The organism is Burkholderia sp. Z1 (assembly GCF_014893795.1).
Classification (GTDB): domain Bacteria; phylum Pseudomonadota; class Gammaproteobacteria; order Burkholderiales; family Burkholderiaceae; genus Burkholderia; species Burkholderia theae.
The window spans coordinates 2,089,949-2,109,120 of the sequence record NZ_JACFYL010000002.1 but is presented as its reverse complement, the minus strand read 5'-3'; the positions used below and the strand labels follow the sequence as shown (position 1 = coordinate 2,109,120).

The 19,172-nt window shown below is 66.1% G+C and carries 16 protein-coding genes; 13 read left to right on the top strand and 3 right to left on the bottom strand.

What is annotated here, in order from left to right:
* Window positions 1-40 precede the first annotated feature (40 nt).
* From H3H55_RS26415 to H3H55_RS26360, 12 genes are all read left to right on the top strand, one after another.
* Entirely contained in the window at window positions 41-1,333 is a 1,293-nt protein-coding gene (locus tag H3H55_RS26415) for an aromatic ring-hydroxylating dioxygenase subunit alpha (RefSeq protein ID WP_193100850.1), read from the top strand.
* The gene (locus H3H55_RS26410; RefSeq protein WP_193100849.1) at window positions 1,333-1,842 is read left to right on the top strand and encodes an aromatic-ring-hydroxylating dioxygenase subunit beta; all 510 of its coding nucleotides are present in this window, start codon (window positions 1,333-1,335) and stop codon (window positions 1,840-1,842) included. Before H3H55_RS26415 ends, H3H55_RS26410 begins: the two co-directional genes overlap by 1 nt.
* A gap of 55 nt (window positions 1,843-1,897) precedes the next feature.
* Window positions 1,898-4,309: a xanthine dehydrogenase family protein molybdopterin-binding subunit gene (locus H3H55_RS26405; RefSeq protein WP_193100848.1), complete on the top strand. Its 2,412-nt coding sequence runs from the start codon at window positions 1,898-1,900 to the stop codon at window positions 4,307-4,309.
* Window positions 4,306-5,136 carry an FAD binding domain-containing protein gene (locus H3H55_RS26400; protein ID WP_129517059.1) on the top strand — a complete coding sequence of 277 codons (831 nt, stop codon included), beginning with the start codon at window positions 4,306-4,308 and terminating at the stop codon, window positions 5,134-5,136. Before H3H55_RS26405 ends, H3H55_RS26400 begins: the two co-directional genes overlap by 4 nt.
* 22 nt (window positions 5,137-5,158) lie before the next feature.
* Window positions 5,159-6,385, top strand: coding sequence for a xanthine dehydrogenase family Fe-S subunit (locus H3H55_RS26395; RefSeq protein ID WP_193100847.1), 1,227 nt, complete (start codon window positions 5,159-5,161; stop codon window positions 6,383-6,385).
* Window positions 6,386-6,463: 78 nt separating this feature from the next.
* Window positions 6,464-7,429, top strand: a complete 966-nt coding sequence (locus tag H3H55_RS26390; RefSeq protein WP_319022332.1) for an amidohydrolase family protein — start codon at window positions 6,464-6,466, stop codon at window positions 7,427-7,429.
* A gap of 51 nt (window positions 7,430-7,480) precedes the next feature.
* Window positions 7,481-8,233 (top strand): Asp/Glu racemase, encoded by a 753-nt coding sequence (locus tag H3H55_RS26385; protein WP_193100845.1) that lies wholly within the window; start codon window positions 7,481-7,483, stop codon window positions 8,231-8,233.
* A gap of 16 nt (window positions 8,234-8,249) precedes the next feature.
* Complete coding sequence (locus tag H3H55_RS26380; protein ID WP_129517063.1) at window positions 8,250-9,104, top strand: alpha/beta fold hydrolase; 855 nt, start codon at window positions 8,250-8,252, stop codon at window positions 9,102-9,104.
* Between the two features lie 29 nt (window positions 9,105-9,133).
* Window positions 9,134-10,162, top strand: a complete 1,029-nt coding sequence (locus H3H55_RS26375) for a 2,5-dihydroxypyridine 5,6-dioxygenase (protein WP_193100844.1) — start codon at window positions 9,134-9,136, stop codon at window positions 10,160-10,162.
* A 10-nt stretch (window positions 10,163-10,172) separates the two neighbouring features.
* Window positions 10,173-10,799, top strand: a complete 627-nt coding sequence (locus tag H3H55_RS26370) for an isochorismatase family protein (protein ID WP_193100843.1) — start codon at window positions 10,173-10,175, stop codon at window positions 10,797-10,799.
* Between the two features lie 127 nt (window positions 10,800-10,926).
* A complete protein-coding gene (locus H3H55_RS26365) occupies window positions 10,927-12,516 on the top strand; it encodes an MFS transporter (protein WP_193100842.1) in 1,590 nt (529 codons plus the stop codon).
* A gap of 78 nt (window positions 12,517-12,594) precedes the next feature.
* Window positions 12,595-13,695, top strand: coding sequence for a porin (locus tag H3H55_RS26360; protein ID WP_193100841.1), 1,101 nt, complete (start codon window positions 12,595-12,597; stop codon window positions 13,693-13,695).
* Between the two features lie 20 nt (window positions 13,696-13,715).
* Here H3H55_RS26360 and H3H55_RS26355 read toward each other — a convergent pair whose 3' ends face one another.
* Entirely contained in the window at window positions 13,716-14,222 is a 507-nt protein-coding gene (locus tag H3H55_RS26355) for a MarR family winged helix-turn-helix transcriptional regulator (protein ID WP_205704422.1), read from the bottom strand.
* Between the two features lie 205 nt (window positions 14,223-14,427).
* Between H3H55_RS26355 and H3H55_RS26350 the strand changes: the two genes are divergently transcribed.
* Window positions 14,428-15,753 (top strand): MFS transporter, encoded by a 1,326-nt coding sequence (locus H3H55_RS26350; protein WP_193100840.1) that lies wholly within the window; start codon window positions 14,428-14,430, stop codon window positions 15,751-15,753.
* Window positions 15,754-15,834: 81 nt separating this feature from the next.
* On the opposite strand, the gene H3H55_RS26345 is transcribed toward H3H55_RS26350, so the two are convergent.
* Window positions 15,835-17,964 (bottom strand): acetate--CoA ligase family protein, encoded by a 2,130-nt coding sequence (locus H3H55_RS26345; RefSeq protein ID WP_193100839.1) that lies wholly within the window; start codon window positions 17,962-17,964, stop codon window positions 15,835-15,837.
* A 50-nt stretch (window positions 17,965-18,014) separates the two neighbouring features.
* A complete protein-coding gene (locus H3H55_RS26340) occupies window positions 18,015-19,172 on the bottom strand; it encodes an acyl-CoA dehydrogenase family protein (protein ID WP_193100838.1) in 1,158 nt (385 codons plus the stop codon).

Here is a 19,172-nt window from a genome sequence, read left to right as displayed (position 1 = left end):
ATCAATTCGGGCGCGCGAGCCGCGCCCAGCGGAGAACAACGTGTATTCGTGCGACACCATTATCGGCGGCGGAACGCCGCAAGCAAAAAACCTTCCGATCGAATCCGTCGCGTGGCCCGACGAGGGCCTGCAGGCGATTCCCGACTGGGTTTATACGAGCGACGCCGTTTATGCGCGCGAGGTCGAGCGAATCTTTCACGGTCGCACCTGGAATTTCGTCGCGCTCGAAGCCGAGGTGCCGAATGCCGGCGACTACAAGCGTTCGTACGTTGGGCCGACGCCGGTGGTCGTGTCGCGTGCAGAGGACGGCTCGATCAACGTGTTCGAAAACCGGTGCGCGCATCGAGGCGCGGAATTCTGCCGGCATAGCCGCGGCAACAACACGGAATTCGTCTGTCCGTACCACCAATGGTCGTACGATCTGAAAGGCAACCTGCAAGGCATTCCGTTCAAGCGCGGCGTGAACAAGCTGGGTGGCATGCCGAAGGATTTCCGCAATGACGCACATGGGCTGCGCAAGCTCGCGGTCGCGACGCGAAACGGCGTCGTGTTCGCGTCGTTCGTGCACGACATGGAGCCGCTCGAGGATTACTTGACGCCGGAGATCCTCGCCGATTTCGATACGGTGTTCAACGGCAAGCGATTGCGTATTCTCGGTTTCTACAAGAACGAGCTGCCGTGCAACTGGAAGATGTATCACGAGAACCTGAAAGACCCGTATCACGCGACGCTGCTGCATTCGTTCCTGGTGGTGTTCGGCCTGCTGGTGGCCGGAAACCGTTCCGCGATGATCGCCGACGGCAAGTACGGCATTCACGGCACGATGGCGTCGGCCAAGAGCGACGATCTTTACGCGCAAGTTGACGAAGACAAGAAGAAGGAGATGCGGTCGTTCCACGAGGGCATGATGCTGCGTGACGAGCGCTTCCTCGAGTTCGTCAAGGAATTCGACTCCGAGTGGTCGGTGACGATGCAGACGATCTGGCCGAATCTGGTCGTGCAGCGCGAAATGAACACGCTCGGCGTACGCCACATCGTGCCGAACGGGCCGAACAGCATGATCATGCTCTGGACGATGTTCGGGTACGAGGACGACAGTGACGAGATGGTTCGTCATCGTCTGCGCCAGGGCAACCTGATGGGGCCGGCGGGATTTCTCGGGCTGGAGGACAACGAGGCGATGAAGTTCGTTCAGGAAGGCGTGCGCCGTTCCGTGACCGATCGCAGCGTGATCCGGCTGGACGGTGACAAGATCGGCACCGCGGACAACCTGATCTCGGAGGCGGCGATTCGCGCCATGTACAAACACTATCGGGAAGTGATGGGGTTCTGATGCTGAACGGATTCGATAAAAAACCGGTCGCGCGCGACGACGCGATCGCGGCCCGCATGGCTGTCGAGGCATTCCACGCCGAGTACTGCGCGGCGCTGGACGGCGGCGAACTCGAGCGCTGGCCCGAGTTCTTCGCGGAGCAGTGCGTGTATCGCGTGACCGAGTACGAGAATGCGGAACGCGGATTGCCGGTCGGGCTCGTCTACGCGGAAGGCCGCGACATGTTGCGCGATCGCGCGGTCGCGATCTCGCGCACGCAGATGTTCGCGCCACGCCGGGTGCTGCATCTCGTCACGAACGTGCGGATTCTCGACGCGACCGACGAGGAGATCGTCGCGCAGAGCAACTACGTGCTGCTGCAGACGCTGGTCGAAGGCGTGACGTCCGTTCATCAGGCCGGCCGGTTGTACGACCGGTTCGCGCGCAACGGCAGCAGCCTGCTGTTGAAGGAGCGGCAGGCCGTGTACGACACGGCGCTGATCGCCAATGATCTCGTATACCCCGTCTGATGACGGGCACGCAAATGGGCGGGCGTTCGATGCGGACGGCCGGGGAGGAAAACATATGAACGAGGCACCGAAGACGGAGGTGCCGGTCGATTCCGGCGGCGTCGGCGCGCGCGTGCGACGCCGTGAGGACGAGCGGCACCTGCACGGGAAAGGGCGATTCGTCGCGGACTACGCGTTTCCAGACCTGCAGGAAGTGGCGTTCCTGCGCAGTCCGCTCGCGCACGCGATCGTTCGCCGCATCGGCAAGCCTGACCGGTACGTGGATCAGGTGATCGTACGGGAAGACATGACGGGGGCGACGGACATCGTCGCCGATTCCAGTCTGCCGAGCTACAAGTCGTCCGCGCATCCACCGCTTGCGTCGGGCAAGGTCCGCTTCGTCGGCGAGCCGGTCGCGATGTGCTTCGCGGGAACGCGAGCGGAGGCGGAGGACATCGCCGAGGAGATCGAGCTGGACCTCGACGAACTGCCGGCGTTCGCGAATGCGTTTGCCGCGCGGGAGCGCAGCGACACGCGCGTGCACGACCACTGGCCCGACAACCTGTTTCTCGATCTGAAGGCCGACATCGATTTCGATGCACACGCGCAGCGTGCGAGCGTCGTGGTGAAGCAGAGGGTAGATCTGGCCCGTCAGTGCATGGTGCCGATGGAAGGCAAGGCCGTGCTCGCGTACTGGGACCACACGCAGGCGCAGCTCGTCGTGATCACGTCGACGCAGGTGCCGCACATGATCCGCACGATCCTCGCGCAGTGCCTCGGGCTCGACCAGGCGCAGGTGCGCGTCATCTCGCCCGACGTCGGCGGCGCATTCGGCTACAAGTGCGTGCTGCAGCAGGAGGAGCTGTGTATCGCGTGGCTCGCGCTGACGTACAAGCGGCCGTTCCGGTTCATCGAGGACCGGCGCGAACACCTGATCGCGGGCGCGAATACGCGACAGCACCATTACGAGCTGACGGCGTACGCGGACGATCGCGGCCGCTTGCTGGCACTCGATGCGCATCTGTTGATCGATGGCGGCGCTTACTCGGCGTGGCCGTTCACGATCGGGCTCGAGACCGGGCAGGCGCTCGGCAACCTGCCCGGGCCTTACGATTTCCGCGGCTACCGGTGCCGGACGCAATGCGCGGCGACTAACAAGCCTGGCTTCCTGCCGTATCGTGGTGTCGCGCGCACGGGCGTGTGCTTCGCGATTGAGCTGACGATGGATGCGATCGCGCGCGCAGTCGGGCGCGAAGCGTGGGAGGTGCGTCACGACAACCTGGTGCGTGGCGCCGACATGCCGTACACGAACGTCGTGAAGAAGCACTACGACAGCGGGGATTTCCAGGAGAGCCTCAGGCGGGCCGTCGAACAGATCGACGTGCCGCGCTGGCGGCAGCGTCAGGCACAGGGCGAGCCTGACGGGCGGTTGATCGGCGTCGGCTTCGCAACTTTCACCGAGCAGTCGGCGCATGGCACGTCGGTGTTCGCGTCGTGGGGCCTGCCTGTCGTACCGGGCTACGATCTGGCCACAGCGCGCATCACGGCCGACGGTGGGATCGAACTGCGCGCGGGTATCCATTCGCACGGGCAGGGCATGGAGACGACGCTCGCGCAGATCGCGAACGAAGTGCTTGGCGTGCCGGTGCAGAAGATCAGGCTGGTGCACGGCGATACGGCGCTCACTCCGTATTCGACCGGTACCTATGCGTCGCGCAGCATCGTGATGGCGGGCGGTGCCGTCGCGGCGGCCTGTCGCGAACTGATCCCGCGGCTGATCCGGATCGGCGCGCATCTGCTGAATGAAGCGGAGAGCGCGGTGCGATTCGACGCGGGACGCGTCGTGGGCGCGGGCGGCAGCGTCACGCTGGCGGACGTCGCGGCCGCCTGGTATCTGCGGCCCGACACGTTGCCGAAAGGCGTCGACCTGGCCGGGCTGGAAACGACCCAGGGCTTCAAGCCGGCGGTCGATACGGGCGCATTCAGCTATGCGACCCATGCGGCGGTGGTCGCGGTCGATACGCAAACGGGGCACGTCGAGATTCTCGACTACGTGATCGTCGAAGACTGCGGCAGGATGATCAATCCGATGGTGGTCGAAGGGCAGACGATCGGTGGGACGGCGCAGGGGATCGGCACCGCGTTCTACGAGGAGACGCTGTACGACGACAATGCACAGCCGCTGACGTCGACGCTCGCCGACTACATGCTGCCGGGGCCGACGGAATTGCCGGCGCTGCGCATCCATCATATGGAAACGCCGTCGCCGTACACGGAATTCGGCGCGAAAGGTGTGGGCGAGGGCGGTGCGATCGCACCGCCGGCCGCGCTCTTCAATGCGGTCAACGACGCGCTTCGGCCGCTGGGTGCGCTGGTGTCGGAAACGCCGCTGACACCGCGCCGGCTGCTCCAGGCGATCGATGCGGCGAAGGGCGGCCGCGCATCTGGCGTGCATCCCGCGGTTGCGGCTGAGGAGACGATTCGATGAAGGCCGCAGCGTTCGAATACGTGGCATGCGCGTCGATTGCTGATGCGCTGGACGAGCTGCAACAGGGGAATGGAAGCGCCAAGCCGATGGCCGGCAGCCAGTCGATGGGGCCGATGCTGAATCTGAGGCTGGCGCGGCCGGCACGCGTGATCGACGTGTCGCGCGTCGACGCGTTGCGCCAGGTCGCCGATGCAGGCAAGGACATCCGGATCGGTGCAGCCGTCACGCATGCGGAAATCGAGGATGGCAAGCATCTGTTGCTGCGCGGCGGCATGCTGCAGACCGTCGCATCGGGTATCGCGTACCGGGCGATCCGCAATCGCGGCACGATCGGCGGCAGTCTTGCGCATGCCGATCCGGCGGCCGACTGGCCGCTTGCGCTGAGCGCGCTCGATGCGCGGCTCGAACTGACCGGACCGTCGGGCGTCCGACAAGTCCGCGCGGCGGCGTTCATGCTCGGCGCATTCACGACTCAACTGGCGGACGGCGAGCTGATCTCCGCGGTGCTCGTGCCGAAAACGAGCGAAGCCGCGCGCTGGGGCTACTACAAGCTATGCCGTAAGACCGGCGAATTCGCGCACGCGAGCGCGGCGGCTGTATTCGATCCGGAAAGCGGCTTGGCGCGGGTCGTGGCCGGTGCGCTCGACGGCCCGCCGGCCGCGCTCGACGCGCTGGCGGTCGCGATTGCGCGCCAGGGGCCGGCGGCGGCGACACAAGCGGCGATCGCCGAAGCGGTCGCGAGCGTGATGCCCAACGCCGATGCAATCGACCGCGGCATGCACGAGGCGGCGGTCGAGCGCTGTCTTGCCGCCGCGTTCGGCCGATAGGCCGTTTTGACAGGAAGATTTCATGTCTGCCATCGATCTGACGATCAACGACAAACCCGTACGAAATGACGTCGCACCACGTGTGCATCTCGGCGATTTCCTGCGCGATACCCACCACCTGACTGGCACGCACCTCGGCTGCGAGCATGGCGTATGTGGCGCGTGCACGGTGCTGTGCGATGGCGAACCGGTGCGCTCGTGCATCACGTTCGCGGTCGCATGCGACCGACGCGACATCCGGACCATCGAGGGTTTCGACGACGACGAGCTGATGACGCGGCTGCGCCGCGCGTTCTCGCAGCATCATGCGTTGCAGTGCGGCTACTGTACGCCCGGGATGCTCATCACGGCGCGTGACATCGCGCAGCGCTTTCCGGATGCGGACGAAGCGCGCATCCGGCTCGAACTGTCGGGCAATTTGTGCCGCTGCACCGGTTACATGGGTATCGTCGCGGCGATCCGCTGGGTACTCGACGACCTGAAACTCAACCCGCTTGCCCGACCGGTTCCATCGGTGCTGCCCGCGGCGGCGACGTCTGCCGGCAACACTCGCGCTACGACCGGCTTTGCGACGTTCGACGCGAAGCGGACCGGACCCGATCCGGGAGCCGGTGCGCCGGACGCGCCACGCGGCCGGCCGATCCAGGACGCCGGCCCGTCCGGCATCGCGGCGACAGCCTCCGACCGCAAAGGATGGACCGCGATCGACGACAGCTTCGTCGTTCCGTTCCCGCTCGATCGGGTATGGGCGTTCATGGGGGATCTGCCCTCGGTGACGGCGTGTCTGCCGGGCGCGGAACTCGTCGAGCACGACGTGGAGAAGGTCAGGGGCCGCATCGCGATCAAGTTTGGCCCGATGTCCGCGAATTTTGCGGGCTCCGCCCGGCTCGAGCGCGACGACGCGAATCATCGCGCGGTGATGCGGGGCGCAGGCCAGGACAACATCAGCCGGTCGCGCGCGAACGGCGACGTCACGTATGCACTCATGCCGGAGCAGGGCGGCACGCACACGCGCGTCGCGGTCACGCTTGAATACATGCTGCAGGGGCCGCTTGCGCAATTTTCGCGATCGGGGCTCGTCAAGGATTTCGTGCGGCGGATGATCGCCGATTTCGGTGCGCGAATCACCGCGCGGCTTGGCGGCGATGCTGCGCCGGCGGCGGAGCCGGCGTCGTCGAAGTTCAATGTCGGCGCGATGATCTGGAGCGTCGTCTGGGGGCGTATCAGGCGCCTGTTCGGAGGACGCTGAGAAGACGATTCCGCGGGCATGCATGTGTCCGCGACATACCGCCCTAATTGTCAGTATGCTGAATAAATGGAGCATGAAGTGACCGACCGTATCCGCAAGATCGCGCTGGAAGAACATTTTTCGACGCCCGGGTTCCACGCGTACTCAAAGAGTTTTACGCAGCACATCGCGCCGGCGGTGCTGGCCGATCTCGGCGCGCGCCTGGCCGATTTCGACGAGCTTCGGCTTGCCGAGATGGACCGCGCGGGCATCGACTACACGATCCTGTCCCAGACCGGCCCCAGCGTGCAGGGCGAGCGCGATGCGGCAGTCGCGGTGGCTCGTGCGCGGGAGAGCAACGACTTTCTTGCCGCACAGATCGTACGGCACCCGTCGCGCTTCGGCGGGTTCGCGACGCTCGCGATGCAATCGCCGGACGCCGCGATCGACGAGTTGACGCGCACCGTCGGCACGCTCGGCTTCAAGGGCGCGCTGGTGAACGGGCACACGTTCGGCACGTACTACGACGAGCGCGCGTACGACCCGTTCTGGGCCTGCCTGCAGGCACTCGACGTGCCGCTCTACCTGCATCCGACCGACGCATACATCATGCCACGCGTGTTCGACGGACATCCGGAACTGGCGGGCGCGGCGTGGGGGTGGGGTGTCGAAACGGGCACTCATGCGCTGCGGTTGCTGTTCGGCGGCGTGTTCGACCGTTTCCCGGGCGTCAAGCTGATCCTCGGCCATATGGGCGAGGGGCTGCCGTTCCTGCGCTGGCGTTTCGACAGCCGGTTCGCCGTTTATTCGCATGGCGTGACGCTCGAACGCCAGCCTTCCGACTATTTCGGCCGAAACATCCTGATCACGACGTCGGGCTTGTGCTCGGCGCCCGCGTTGGTCGGCGCGATCGGCGAAATGGGCGCCGACGCGGTGATGTTTTCGGTCGATTACCCGTACGAGTCGACGGCCATTGCAGCCGACTTCATCGAACAGGCGCCGCTCGACGACGCGACGCGGCAACTCGTCTGTCACGGCAATGCGGCGCGCATTTTCAAGCTTTGACGCCGAGCCCCGACGTCAAGAAACCCTTCTCCGTTGAAACAGGAATCCGTAATGAGCAAGCAAATTCGTATCGGCCAGATCGTGCCGAGTTCCAACACGACGATGGAAACCGAGATCCCGGTCATGTTGCAGGCGCGTCAGACGATTCGTCCGGAGCGGTTCACATTTCATTCGAGCCGGATGCGGATGAAGAAGGTGGTGAAGGAGGAACTCGCAGCGATGGATGCGGAATCCGATCGCTGCGCGGTGGAATTGAGCGACGCGCGCGTCGACGTGCTCGGCTATGCGTGCCTGGTCGCGATCATGGCGATGGGACACGGCTATCACCGCGTATCGCAGGCGCGGCTACGCGAGCGCACGCAGGAGAACGGCGGCGATGCGCCCGTCATCACGAGCGCCGGCGCACTCGTCGACGCGCTGAAGGTGATCGGCGCGAAGCGCATCGTCGTCGTCGCGCCGTATATGAAGCCGCTCACCGAACTCGTGGTCGACTACATCCGCAACGAAGGCTATGAAGTGCTCGCCTATCGCGCGCTGGAAATTCCCGACAACCTCGACGTCGGCCGGCACGATCCGGCGCGCCTGCCCGACATCGTGAAGACGCTACCGTACCAGGACGCCGATGCGATCGTGCTGTCCGCGTGCGTGCAGATGCCGTCGTTGCCGGCCGTCGCGAAGGTCGAGGCGATGACGGGCAAGCCGGTCATCACGGCCGCGATCGCGACGACCTACGCGATGCTCACGCAGTTGGGGCTCGAGGCCGTCGTGCCGGGCGCCGGCGCATTGCTGTCCGGCGCGTACTGACGATACGGGAGTCTTCATGCGCGAGCATTCCACTTTCATGCATGGCGGCAACGTTCATGCGAACGGTATCCGACAGCACTACCTGCGCTATGGCGGCCGGCACGGGCTGCGTGCCGGGCGGGATCCGGTCGTGGTCGTGCCGGGCATCACGAGTCCGGCGGCGACCTGGGGTTTTGTCGGCGAGCATTTCGGCACGACCTACGACACTTATGTTCTCGACGTGCGCGGCCGCGGCCTGTCGTCGGCATCCGACACGCTCGACTATGGCCTCGACGCGCAGGCGCGCGACGTCGTCGCGTTTGCCGAAACGCTCGGCCTCGAGCGCTACAGCGTCGTCGGGCATTCGATGGGCGCGCGGATCGCGGTGCGCGCTGCGGCGGCGAAGCCCGCCGGCATGGCGCGCATCGTGCTGGTCGATCCACCGGTGTCGGGGCCGGGGCGGCGGCCGTATCCGTCGAAGCTCCCATGGTACGTCGACTCGATGCGCATCGCGCGCGACGGCGCCGGCTACGAGGCGATGCGTGCGTTCTGCCCGACCTGGACCGACGAACAGTTGCAGCTTCGCGCCGAATGGCTGCACACGTGCGACGAGCGGGCAGTGCGCGCGAGCTTCGACGGCTTTCACACCGACGACATTCATCGCGACCTGCCGGCCATCGACGTCCCGGTGATGCTGATGACAGCCGGGCGCGGTGACGTCGTGCTGCAGTCCGACGTTGACGAAATCCAGCGCCTCGTGCCGCATCTCGTTCATGCGCACGTCGCGAATGCCGGCCACATGATCCCATGGGACGACGAAGCCGGATTCTATCGGGCCTTCGGCGGATTTCTCGGCGCACCGCTGCCGTTCGAAATCGCGGCCGGGCGCTGATCCACGATACCCGTTCAAAGGAACCCATCATGCCCGTAAGCGACTTCCAGATGGTCGACGCGTGGAAGCAGGTACTGACGCTGTCTCGCCTCGAACCAGGCCAAACCGTCACGATCCTGACGAGTTCGGCCACCCATCCGCAAACCCTGAACACCGCGTTGATCGCGACCCAGTCGATGGGTGCGGTGGTGAACCGGTTGGACCTGCCGCCCGTCAACGGCGAGAAGTCGCTGAGCCGCGATTCGCTCGCGTATCTCGGCACGACGCCGCTGACCGGCAACCGCGCGGCGATTGCCGCGCTCAAGGCGAGCGATCTCGTGCTCGACCTGATGACGCTGCTGTTTTCGCCCGAGCAGCTCGACATCCTGAAGGGCGGCACGAAGATCCTGCTCGCGGTCGAGCCGCCCGAAGTGCTGATGCGTCTCGTGCCGACGCTGGAAGACCGCGAACGCGTACTGGCGGCCCGCGGGCGCATTGCGCGCGCGAAGGAGATGCATGTGGTGTCGGCGGCGGGAACCGATCTGCGTTGCCCGATCGGCGAGTTCGACGCGATCGCCGAATACGGTTTCGTCGACGAACCGGGGCGCTGGGATCACTGGCCGAGCGGCTTCGCGCTGACGTTCCCGGACGAAGGTCGTGCGTCCGGCCGCATCGTGATCGATCGCGGCGACATCCTGCTTCCGCAGAAGCGCTACGTCCACGAGCCGATCGTGCTCACGGTCGAAAACGGCTTCGCGACGCGCATCGACGGCGGAATCGACGCGCAGTTGCTGTCCGAGTACATGGCGTCGTTCGACGATCGCGAGGCGTATGCGATCTCGCATATCGGCTGGGGGCTGCAACCGCGGGCCCACTGGTCGACGCTCGGCCTGTACGACCGCGAGGCCACCATCGGCATGGACGCCCGCGCATTCGAAGGCAATTTCCTGTTCTCGCTCGGGCCGAACAACGAAGGCGGCGGCCAGCGAACCACCACCTGTCACATCGACATTCCGTTGCGGCACTGCGACGTTTTCCTCGACGGGGAAGCGGTCGTGCGCAACGGCAAGGTCGTTTGAGGAAACCGCGATGTCACATGATCTCGATACCTATCGCCGCCAGAGCTTCGGTGCGGCGCTCGAACCGGTTGCGCCGGTCGGCCTGCTGATCGTCGACTTCGTGAACGGCTTCGCCGATCCGGACGTGTTCGGCGGCGGCAACATCGCCCCGGCGATCGAACGCACGGTGCCGCTGCTTGCGGCCGCGCGTTCGCGCGGGTGGCCGGTTGCCCATACGCGCATCGTGTTTGCGGACGACGACGCCGACGGGAACATTTTCACCGCGAAGGTGCCCGGGCTGCTCGCGTTGAAGGAGCACGCGCACGACAGCGCGATCGTGCCGGAGCTGACGCCGTGGGCGGGCGAACTCGTCGTGCGCAAGACGGGCCCGTCGGCTTTCTTCGGTACGCCGCTTGCGGCATGGCTCGCGCAGCATGGTGTGCGCACGCTCGCGATCGCCGGCGCTGTCACGAGCGGATGCGTGCGGGCGAGCGTGGTGGACGCGATGCAGTACGGCTTTCGCCCGTTCGTGCTGTCCGACTGTGTCGGCGATCGGGCCATCGCTCCGCACGACGCCAATCTCTTCGACATGGCGCAGAAGTACGCGGCGGTACTCGCGCGGGATGAGGCGCTCGAGATTCTGGATCGCGCGAAATGACCGCGCGGGGCATCCGGCCCGTACCTGACGGACGCCCCACCGGATCGAACGCGAAACGCAGGCCGCCGCTCCCGCGATCGGCCGGATAACACGATCGGCCCGGCGCGACCCGGGCGAAGGAGACAACATGTTGACAGCGACGCCCACCCCGGCGACGCGCACGGTCACGCGCAGCGAATTCACGCTGATCGTCGCATCATCGTTCGGCGCCTTGCTCGAGTGGTACGACTTCTACATTTACGCGGCGCTCGCCGCGACGTTCAGCACGCTGTTCTTTCCAAGCGGAAACGCAACCGCCGCCTTCCTGGCCAGCCTCGCGACATTCGGCGCGGGCTTCCTCGTGCGTCCGCTCGGCGCGCTGTTCTTCGGTCGTCTCGGCGACCGCATCGGCCGGAAGTACACGTTCATGGCCACCATCGTGTTGATGGGCGTCGCGACGGTCGGTGTCGGCCTGTTGCCGCCGTACGCGCACGTCGGCGTTGCCGCGCCCGTGTTGCTGGTGGTGCTCCGGTTGCTGCAGGGCTTCGCGCTGGGCGGCGAGACGGGCGGCGCCGCGACCTATCTGGCCGAGCATGCGCCGGACGGGCGCCGCGGGCTCTATACGAGCGCATTGCAGACCACCGCGACGCTCGGCCTGCTGTCGTCGATCGCGGTGGTGGGCGCGACGCACGCGCTGGTCGGACACGATGCGTTCCAGGTGTGGGGATGGCGCATTCCGTTCCTGGTCTCGCTGGTCCTGCTTGTGATTTCCGTCTGCCTGCGCACGCGTCTCGCCGAATCGCCGACGTTCCAGCGGATGAAGGAAACCGGCAAGCTGTCGAAGTCGCCGATCGGCGAAAGTTTCGGCACGTGGGCGAACCTGAAGTACGTGCTGGTGATGCTGTTCAGCACGGCTTCGGGTGTCGGAGTGGTGTTCGGCACCGGGCATTTCTATTCGATGTACTTCCTGCAGAACACGCTCAAGGTCGTGCCCGAGACGGTCAACCTGTATCTCGCGATCGCGCTGGTCGGCGCGTTTCCGTTCTACCTGTTCTTCGGCTGGCTGTCCGACCGGATCGGGCGCAAGTGGATCATGGTGACCGCATGCGCACTGCTGGCCACGACGACCGTACCGATCTTCCATGCGCTTACGCACTATGCGAACCCGCAGCTCGAGGCGTTTCAGGCGCGTACGGCCGTGGTCGTGCATGCGGACGATTGCCATTTCTCGCTGTTCGGTGCGCCGCGTACCGAATGCGACCGGATTCGCGCGTTCCTGAGCGCGTCCGGCGTGTCGTACGAACAGGCGCGCACATCGGGTGCGCCGTACACGACGATCGGCGGCGCCAGGATCGAAGGTGCCGATCCGGCCGCACTGCGGCACACATTGCTCGCGGCCGGCTGGACCGATCGCGCCGATCCGGCACGGATCGACGGCGTCGCGGTCGTGCTGCTGATGTGGCTGCTGATCTTCTACCTGACGATGGTGTATGGCCCGATGGCCGCGTTCATGGTCGAGCTGTTTCCCGCGCGCATCCGCTACACATCGCTGTCGCTGCCGTTTCACCTCGGCTCCGGCTGGTTCGGCGGCATGCTGCCGTTCGTCGTGTCGGCGATGGCGGTCGCGCATGGAAACGTCTATTTCGGCCTCTGGTATCCGGTCACGGTTGCGATCGTCTCGGTCGTGATCGGCGCTGCATTCGTTCCGGAGACGTTCCGGCGCGACGTGTCGCACTGACGCAGTTACTTCATGAAAATTACGCGGCCCGCGCAAAGACGGGCCGCCACGGTTGAGATCTTTTCAAGGAAAACGACAATGCGCGCATGGCAAGTGGCGGCGATCGGAATGGGTGCACTCGGGTGGTCCGCGTCGGCGTCGGCGTGGGCGGATGCGTCGAGCGTCCAGTTGTGGGGCGTGCTCGACGCGGGCCTGACGATGGTGAACAACCAGAAAGGGCAGCACAACACAGTGATGGATACCGGTATCGCGTCACCCAATTTATGGGGGTTGCGCGGCCAGGAAGATCTGGGCGGCGGTTATCGCGCGGTGTTCGAGCTGACCGACCAGTTCAATCTCGGCACCGGGGCGATCTTTCCGACCAATGGCGGCGGGCTGTTCGGCCGCACCGCCTATGTCGGGCTCGCCAGCGATCGTCTCGGCAAGCTGACGTTCGGCGAGCAGTACGACTTCATGATCGACAGCCTGCTTCGGTACGACAATTCGGTGGCGATTGCCGGGCTGTACGGTTTTCGGCAGGGTCCGTTTGCGGGCCTCGGCATCCCGAACAACGTGACGGGCAGCTCGAACTTCGACCGGATGTCGGGAACCGCGATGCCCAATGCCGCGAAGTATGTGACGCCGACCTGGAACGGCCTGTCGGCAGGCGTGATGGCCGGGTTCGGCGGCGTCCCGGGTTCGATTGCGCAGCAGAGTGGGCAAAGCGCGGGCGTCAACTATGCAATCGGTGCGCTGTCGCTCGGCGCGGCCTACACGTACCAGCGGTATCCGCAGCTCGGCAGCGGCATGCGCGGCATCCGGAATTTCGGCGCCGGCGCGACGTATGCGCTTGGGGCGCTGACGTTCAACGTGCTTTACACGAATACGATGAACACCGCAAATGACGCGCGAATCGACGTGTATCAGGCCGGTGTGCGCTACCAGGTCGATGCGGCGCTATCGGTCGGCGGCGATTACGAACTGATGCGCGGCAACAGTGTGCTTCACGACGATCGGGCGAACCAGTTCTCTCTCGGTGCGCGCTATGCACTGTCGAAGCGGACGGTTGCCTATGTGGAAGCCGTGTACCAGCAAGTGTCGGGAGACGATCAGCCGAAGGCATGGATCATGGCGGTGTCGAGCCCGTCGGACAACAACCGCCAGATGCTCGCGCGCGTCGGGATATTGCACCGGTTCTGACCGCGCGACAGGTGTGCGGGTCAGTCGAAATGCTTGAGCGAGGTTCGCCCGTGCTGGTTGTTGCCTTCGACGAGCGCCATCATCATCCGGACGAACTCGGTGCGCTCCTTCGACGTCAGCGGCTCCATGAACCTGACCTGCGCCTCGCGCATGCTGTCGTACATGTCGTTCATGATTCGCGTGCCTTTCGCGGAGATGTGCGCGAGCTTCTGCCGGCCGTCTACCGGGCTCGGCTCGCGCTTGACGAGCCCGCGCTCTTCCAGGCGTCGCAGCACGTCGGCCATCGTGGTGCGATCGACGCCGACCTCGGCGCACAGGGAGGTCTGGTCGAGACCGGGACGCTCGTTCAGCGTCGTCAGCAGGCCGTACTGGACAGGCGTGATGTCGAACCCCTTGCAGCATTCGAAGAACAGCGCGATGTGAATCTGGTTCAGCCGCCGGATCAGGAAGCCGGGGCGCTGCCACAGATGGCCCGTCTCCAGGTCCGGTTCGGGTTTGGGCGTGTTCTTGTTCGTAGCGGAAGTCATGACGGAACATCCAGATGGGTCGTTCGATGGGGACATTGTAGCCCGGCCACCACCGGGCATTGCGCGGCCGGGGATCGCCGCTTGGCTGACGTCAGGGAAACCATGGTTGCACGGAGAAATTTATCGATATAAAACACAATATGTCAGTGTACTGATTATAAAGATAACGAACGGAATAGAACCTTTCAAGTGTTTGGAGATTGCAATGAATTCAACCCCCGTGCAACCCGGCGAACTGTCGACGGATGTGCGTTCGCTGTCGCGCAACGACGTCAAGACGTTGTTCTTGGCGTCGTTGGGCGGTGCGCTCGAGTATTACGATTTCATCGTCGCCGTGTTTTTCACGAAGCTGCTCGCGACCGTGTTCTTTCCGCCGCATACGCCTGAATGGCTCGCCCAGCTCGAGGTGTTCTGCGTTTTCGCGGCCGGGTATCTCGTTCGCCCGATCGGCGGCATCTTCTTCGCGCACTTCGGCGACCGGATTGGACGCAAGAAGATGTTCGCGCTGAGCCTGTTCCTGATGGCGTTTCCGACGCTGCTGATCGGCCTGCTGCCGGGCTATGCGACGCTCGGGATCGTCGCGCCGCTGCTGTTCCTGCTGTGCCGCGTGTTGCAGGGCCTGTCGGTGGGCGGCGAAGTGCCGGGCGCCTGGATCTTCTGCTCGGAGCATGTGCGCCGCGATCGCGTCGGCCTTGCATGCGGATTGCTGATGGCGGGATTGTGTACCGGGATCCTGCTCGGGGCGCTGAGTGCCAAATACCTGTCCGCGAACCTCGATTCCGAGAGCCTGCATGCGTGGGGCTGGCGCGTGCCGTTTATTGCCGGTGGCGCGTTCGGGCTCGTGTCCGTCTACTTGCGCCGCTATCTGCACGAGACGCCCGTGTTCGAGGCGCTGCGCGCGCAGCGAATGGCCGACACGCGGCTGCCGCTGTCGATCGTGCTCAGGAATCATCGCGGCGCGATCACCGTGTCGATGTTGGCCACGTGGGTGTTTTCGGGCGTCTTCGTACTCTATTTCCTGTTCACGCCGACGTTTCTGCAGTCGCAGTTTCATATCGACGCCAAGACGGTATTCACGATGAATTCGTGGTCGATCCTGATGCTGATTCTGGGTAGCGTCGTCGCCGGCTGGGCGGCCGACGCGATCGGAGGCGGGCGGGCGTACGCAATCGGCTGCGCCGGTATGCTCGTTACGTGCGGTGCGTTCTATTGGATGCTCTCGTCGGGCGGGGCCGTATCGTGGCCGCTCTATGTGACCGGCGGATTCCTGGTCGGGACCATCACGCTCGGGCCGTACATCATCGTGCGCAGCTTCCCGCCTGAAGTCCGGTTCACCGGGTTCGCACTGGCGTACAACACGGCGTATGCGGTATTCGGCGGAACGGCGCCCGCGGTCGCTTCGTATTTCGTCGGCAAGCTGGGCATGACCGCGGCTCCGGGCTACTACACGGCAGCGCTTTGCGTGCTCGGCATCATCATCGGGTTGAACTGGCGCGCGCCGACCTTCTCCGCCACCGCGCTGTCACGGTAAGCCTGTCCGGCGGGCGCTCATCGCGCAAGGTCCGGCCCGCCCGCGCATCGCGCGAGCTGGCCGGTGCGCTTCACGTCGGCGTCATGCGTCGAGCCTCACCAGCGCATCGACCGCGACCGCGCCGTGTTCCATCGCCAGCAGCGGATTGACGTCGAGCTCAACGAGCGTATCCGCGTGCGCCTGCGCGAAGCGCGCGATCGCCATCACGTTCGCGACGACGGCATCGAGATCGGCCTTCGGCCGCCCGCGATAGCCGGTCAGCAGCGGCCCGAGCTTCAACCCGAGCAGCGCGTCGCGCACGTCGCTTTCCCGCACCGGCAGCAGCAGCGTCGCGGTGTCGCGGATCAGCTCGACCAGCACGCCGCCGGCGCCGAGCACGAGCGCGAGACCGAAGTTCGGCTCGCGCTTCACGCCGACGATCAGTTCGAGCAGCGGCGCGTCGGCCATCTTCTCGACGAGGATGCGCTCGACGCGCACGTCGGGTGCATGACGCGCGACTTGCTCGGTCATCCGCTCGACCGCGGCGGCGACGGCCTCGGGCGACGCGAGCTTCAGCGCGACCGCACCGGCCTCGGTCTTGTGCGGCAGGCGATCGCTGACGACCTTCACGCACACCGGAAAACCGAGCCGCTGCGCGGCGGCCGGCGCATCGGCGGGGGCGACGCATTCGGCGGGCGGCACGTCGAGCCCGTGCGCGGCCAGCATCCGCTTGCTCGCCCATTCGTCGTGCAGCGTGGCCGCGCCGTCGTCACCATGGCCGGCCCGCAACACGGGCAGTGCGTTCAGCGCATCGGCGTCGAGGATGCGGCGGCGCGTGTCGCCGTAGGTCATCGCCGCGCCGATCGCGTCGATCCCGTCGGCGAGCCCCTGCAGCGGCGCGATGCCGGCCGCGGCCATGCGCGCCGCGTGATCGGGCGGCGTCAGGTCCGGAAACACCGAGATGACCGCGCCGACCACGCCGTGCTGGCGCGCGGACGCCGCGAACGCGTTGGCCGCGATGTCGCACAGCGGCCGTTCGCCGGTCGCTTCCTGCGGATAGTCGAGGATCATCGCGGCCGCGCCCGGGCGATCGGCCAGCAGCGCGTCGCAGCACGCGCGCATCTTGTCGGGATCGCCCCACGGGGTCGTCGTGAAGTCGAGCGGGTTCGCGATCGTCGCGTAGGCGGGCAGCACGTTGCCGAGCGTGTCGCGGCCCGCGTCGCCGACCGGCGGGAACGCGATGCCGTGCGCTTCGCCGAGATCGGCGACGAGCCCCGCATCGCCGCCGGACGTTGCGAGCGCGGCCAGCGTGCGGCGCTCGGGCACGCCGGCGATCGCGAGCAGCTTCAGCGTCTCGACGAGGCCGACCGGATCCTTCACGCGGATCACGCCGAGCCGCCGGAACAGCGCGTCGTACAGCGCGTCCGAGCCCGCGAGCGAACTCGTGTGGCTCATCGCGAGCTGCGCGCCGAGCGTCGACGTGCCGCTCTTCAGCGCGACGATCGGCACGCCGCGCGCGAGCGCGCGTGCGGCGGCTTCGCTGAACCCGCGCACGTCCTTCAGGCCTTCGAGATGCACGCCGATCGCGCGGATACGCGGATCGTTGACGAACGCGTCGACGAGGCGGGCGATGTCGACCGAGGCCTGGTTGCCGACGCTCGCGAGGTACGCGAACGGCACCGAGCGGGCGCTCATCGACAGGTTGTACGCGAGGTTGCCGCTCTGCGTGATCACGGCGACACCCGACTCGACGCGCGGCGCGCCGTGCGCGACGGGCCACAGCGCGCTGCCGTTCAGGCCGTTGATCAGCCCGTAGCAGTTCGGCCCGAGCACGGCCAGGTCGCCGGCCGCGTCGACGAGCGCCTGCTGCAGCGCGGCGCCGTCGGCGCCGGTCTCGGAGAAACCCGACGCGTAGACGATCGCGCCGCCCGCGCCGCGTTCGGCGAGCGCGCGCACGACGTCGATCGCCTGCCGCGCGGGCACCGCGACGAACACGGCATCCGGCGCGGCGGGCAGGTCGGCGACGCTCGCATGGCAGCGCACGCCGTCGATCTCGGCGTGGTTCGGGTTGACGAGCCAGATATCGCCGGCGTAACCGTAGTCGCGACAGCGCTGCACGGCGCCCGCGATGCCGCGTCCGCCGACGAACGCGATGCTGGCCGGCTCGAGCAGCCGGCGCAGGTTGGCCGCGGCGGTGGTGCGGCGATTCCTGACTGCGGGAGTGGAAGTCATGAAAAGTCCTTTCGGAAGTCGCGCCGGACGGGCCGGCGCGACGGTTCGCGTCAGCTGTAGCGTCGGAGGATTTCCTTGGACAGGATGTGCCGCTGGATCTCGGACGTGCCTTCCCAGATGCGCTCGATGCGCGCATCGCGCCAGAAGCGCTCGATCGGCAGTTCGTCCATCAGCCCCATGCCGCCGTAGATCTGCACCGCATGATCGGTCACGCGGCCGAGCGTTTCGGTCGCCAGCAGCTTCGCGAGCGCGGCATCGCCGTCGGTCATCGTGCCCAGGTCGAGCTTCTGCGCGGTGTAGAGCGTGACGAGTTCCGCCGCGCGGATCTCGGTCTGCATGTCGGCGAGCTTGAACGACGTGCCCTGGAATTCGCCGATGCGCTTGCCGAACTGCTGGCGTGTCGCCGCCCATTCGGCCGCCATCTCGAACGCGCGCTGCGCACGGCCGATGTTGTTGGCCGCGACCATCACGCGGCCGGCGGTGAGCCAGTCGTTCGCGAGATCGAAGCCGCGATGTTCCTCGCCGAGGATCTGCGCGGTGCTGACGCGGCAGTCGGACAGGAAGATTTCCGACTGGTGGTAGCCGCGCAGGCTCGTGCAGTGCGGGCCGCGCCGCACGGTCATGCCCGGCGTGTCCTTGTCGATCAGGAAGCAGGTCACGCGCTTGCGCTTCTGGCCGCGCACTTCCTCCTCGCCGGTGACGGCAAACAGGATCACGAAATCGGCCGTATCCGCGTGGCTGATGAAGTGCTTGCTGCCGTTGATCACGTAGTCGTCGCCGTCGCGCACCGCACGCGTGCGGATGCCCATCGCGTCGGAACCGGCGCCCGGCTCGGTCAGCGCGAAGCAGTCCACGCGCTCGCCGCGCACGGTCGGCTTCAGGTAACGCTCGATCTGGTCGCCCTTGCACGCCATCAGGATCTTGCTCGGCCGCGCGACGAACACGTGCAGCGCCCAGCTCGTGCGGCCGAGCTCGCGCTCGACGAGCGCCTGCGTCACGTAGTCGAGGCCCGGGCCGCCGGCGCTTTCGGGCATGTTGAACGCGTAGAAACCCAGTTCGAGCGCCTTGCGGCGGATCGAATCGGCGAGTTCGGGCGGCACGTCGTCCGCACGGTCGACCGCGAATTCATGGGGCTGCAGTTCCTTCTCGACGAACTGACGCAGCGACGACACCAGCATTTCCTGCTCTTGAGTCAGCGAAAAATCCAT

Coding starts and splice junctions, on each gene's coding strand:
- H3H55_RS26370 (WP_193100843.1), top strand. CDS start 10,173: ATGTCACATGATCTCGATACCTATCGCCGCCAGAGCTTCGGTGCGGCG.
- H3H55_RS26405 (WP_193100848.1), top strand. CDS start 1,898: ATGAACGAGGCACCGAAGACGGAGGTGCCGGTCGATTCCGGCGGCGTC.
- H3H55_RS26340 (WP_193100838.1), bottom strand. CDS start 19,172: ATGGATTTTTCGCTGACTCAAGAGCAGGAAATGCTGGTGTCGTCGCTG.
- H3H55_RS26360 (WP_193100841.1), top strand. CDS start 12,595: ATGCGCGCATGGCAAGTGGCGGCGATCGGAATGGGTGCACTCGGGTGG.
- H3H55_RS26375 (WP_193100844.1), top strand. CDS start 9,134: ATGCCCGTAAGCGACTTCCAGATGGTCGACGCGTGGAAGCAGGTACTG.
- H3H55_RS26410 (WP_193100849.1), top strand. CDS start 1,333: ATGCTGAACGGATTCGATAAAAAACCGGTCGCGCGCGACGACGCGATC.
- H3H55_RS26385 (WP_193100845.1), top strand. CDS start 7,481: ATGAGCAAGCAAATTCGTATCGGCCAGATCGTGCCGAGTTCCAACACG.
- H3H55_RS26365 (WP_193100842.1), top strand. CDS start 10,927: ATGTTGACAGCGACGCCCACCCCGGCGACGCGCACGGTCACGCGCAGC.
- H3H55_RS26345 (WP_193100839.1), bottom strand. CDS start 17,964: ATGACTTCCACTCCCGCAGTCAGGAATCGCCGCACCACCGCCGCGGCC.
- H3H55_RS26400 (WP_129517059.1), top strand. CDS start 4,306: ATGAAGGCCGCAGCGTTCGAATACGTGGCATGCGCGTCGATTGCTGAT.
- H3H55_RS26350 (WP_193100840.1), top strand. CDS start 14,428: ATGAATTCAACCCCCGTGCAACCCGGCGAACTGTCGACGGATGTGCGT.
- H3H55_RS26380 (WP_129517063.1), top strand. CDS start 8,250: ATGCGCGAGCATTCCACTTTCATGCATGGCGGCAACGTTCATGCGAAC.
- H3H55_RS26355 (WP_205704422.1), bottom strand. CDS start 14,222: ATGACTTCCGCTACGAACAAGAACACGCCCAAACCCGAACCGGACCTG.
- H3H55_RS26395 (WP_193100847.1), top strand. CDS start 5,159: ATGTCTGCCATCGATCTGACGATCAACGACAAACCCGTACGAAATGAC.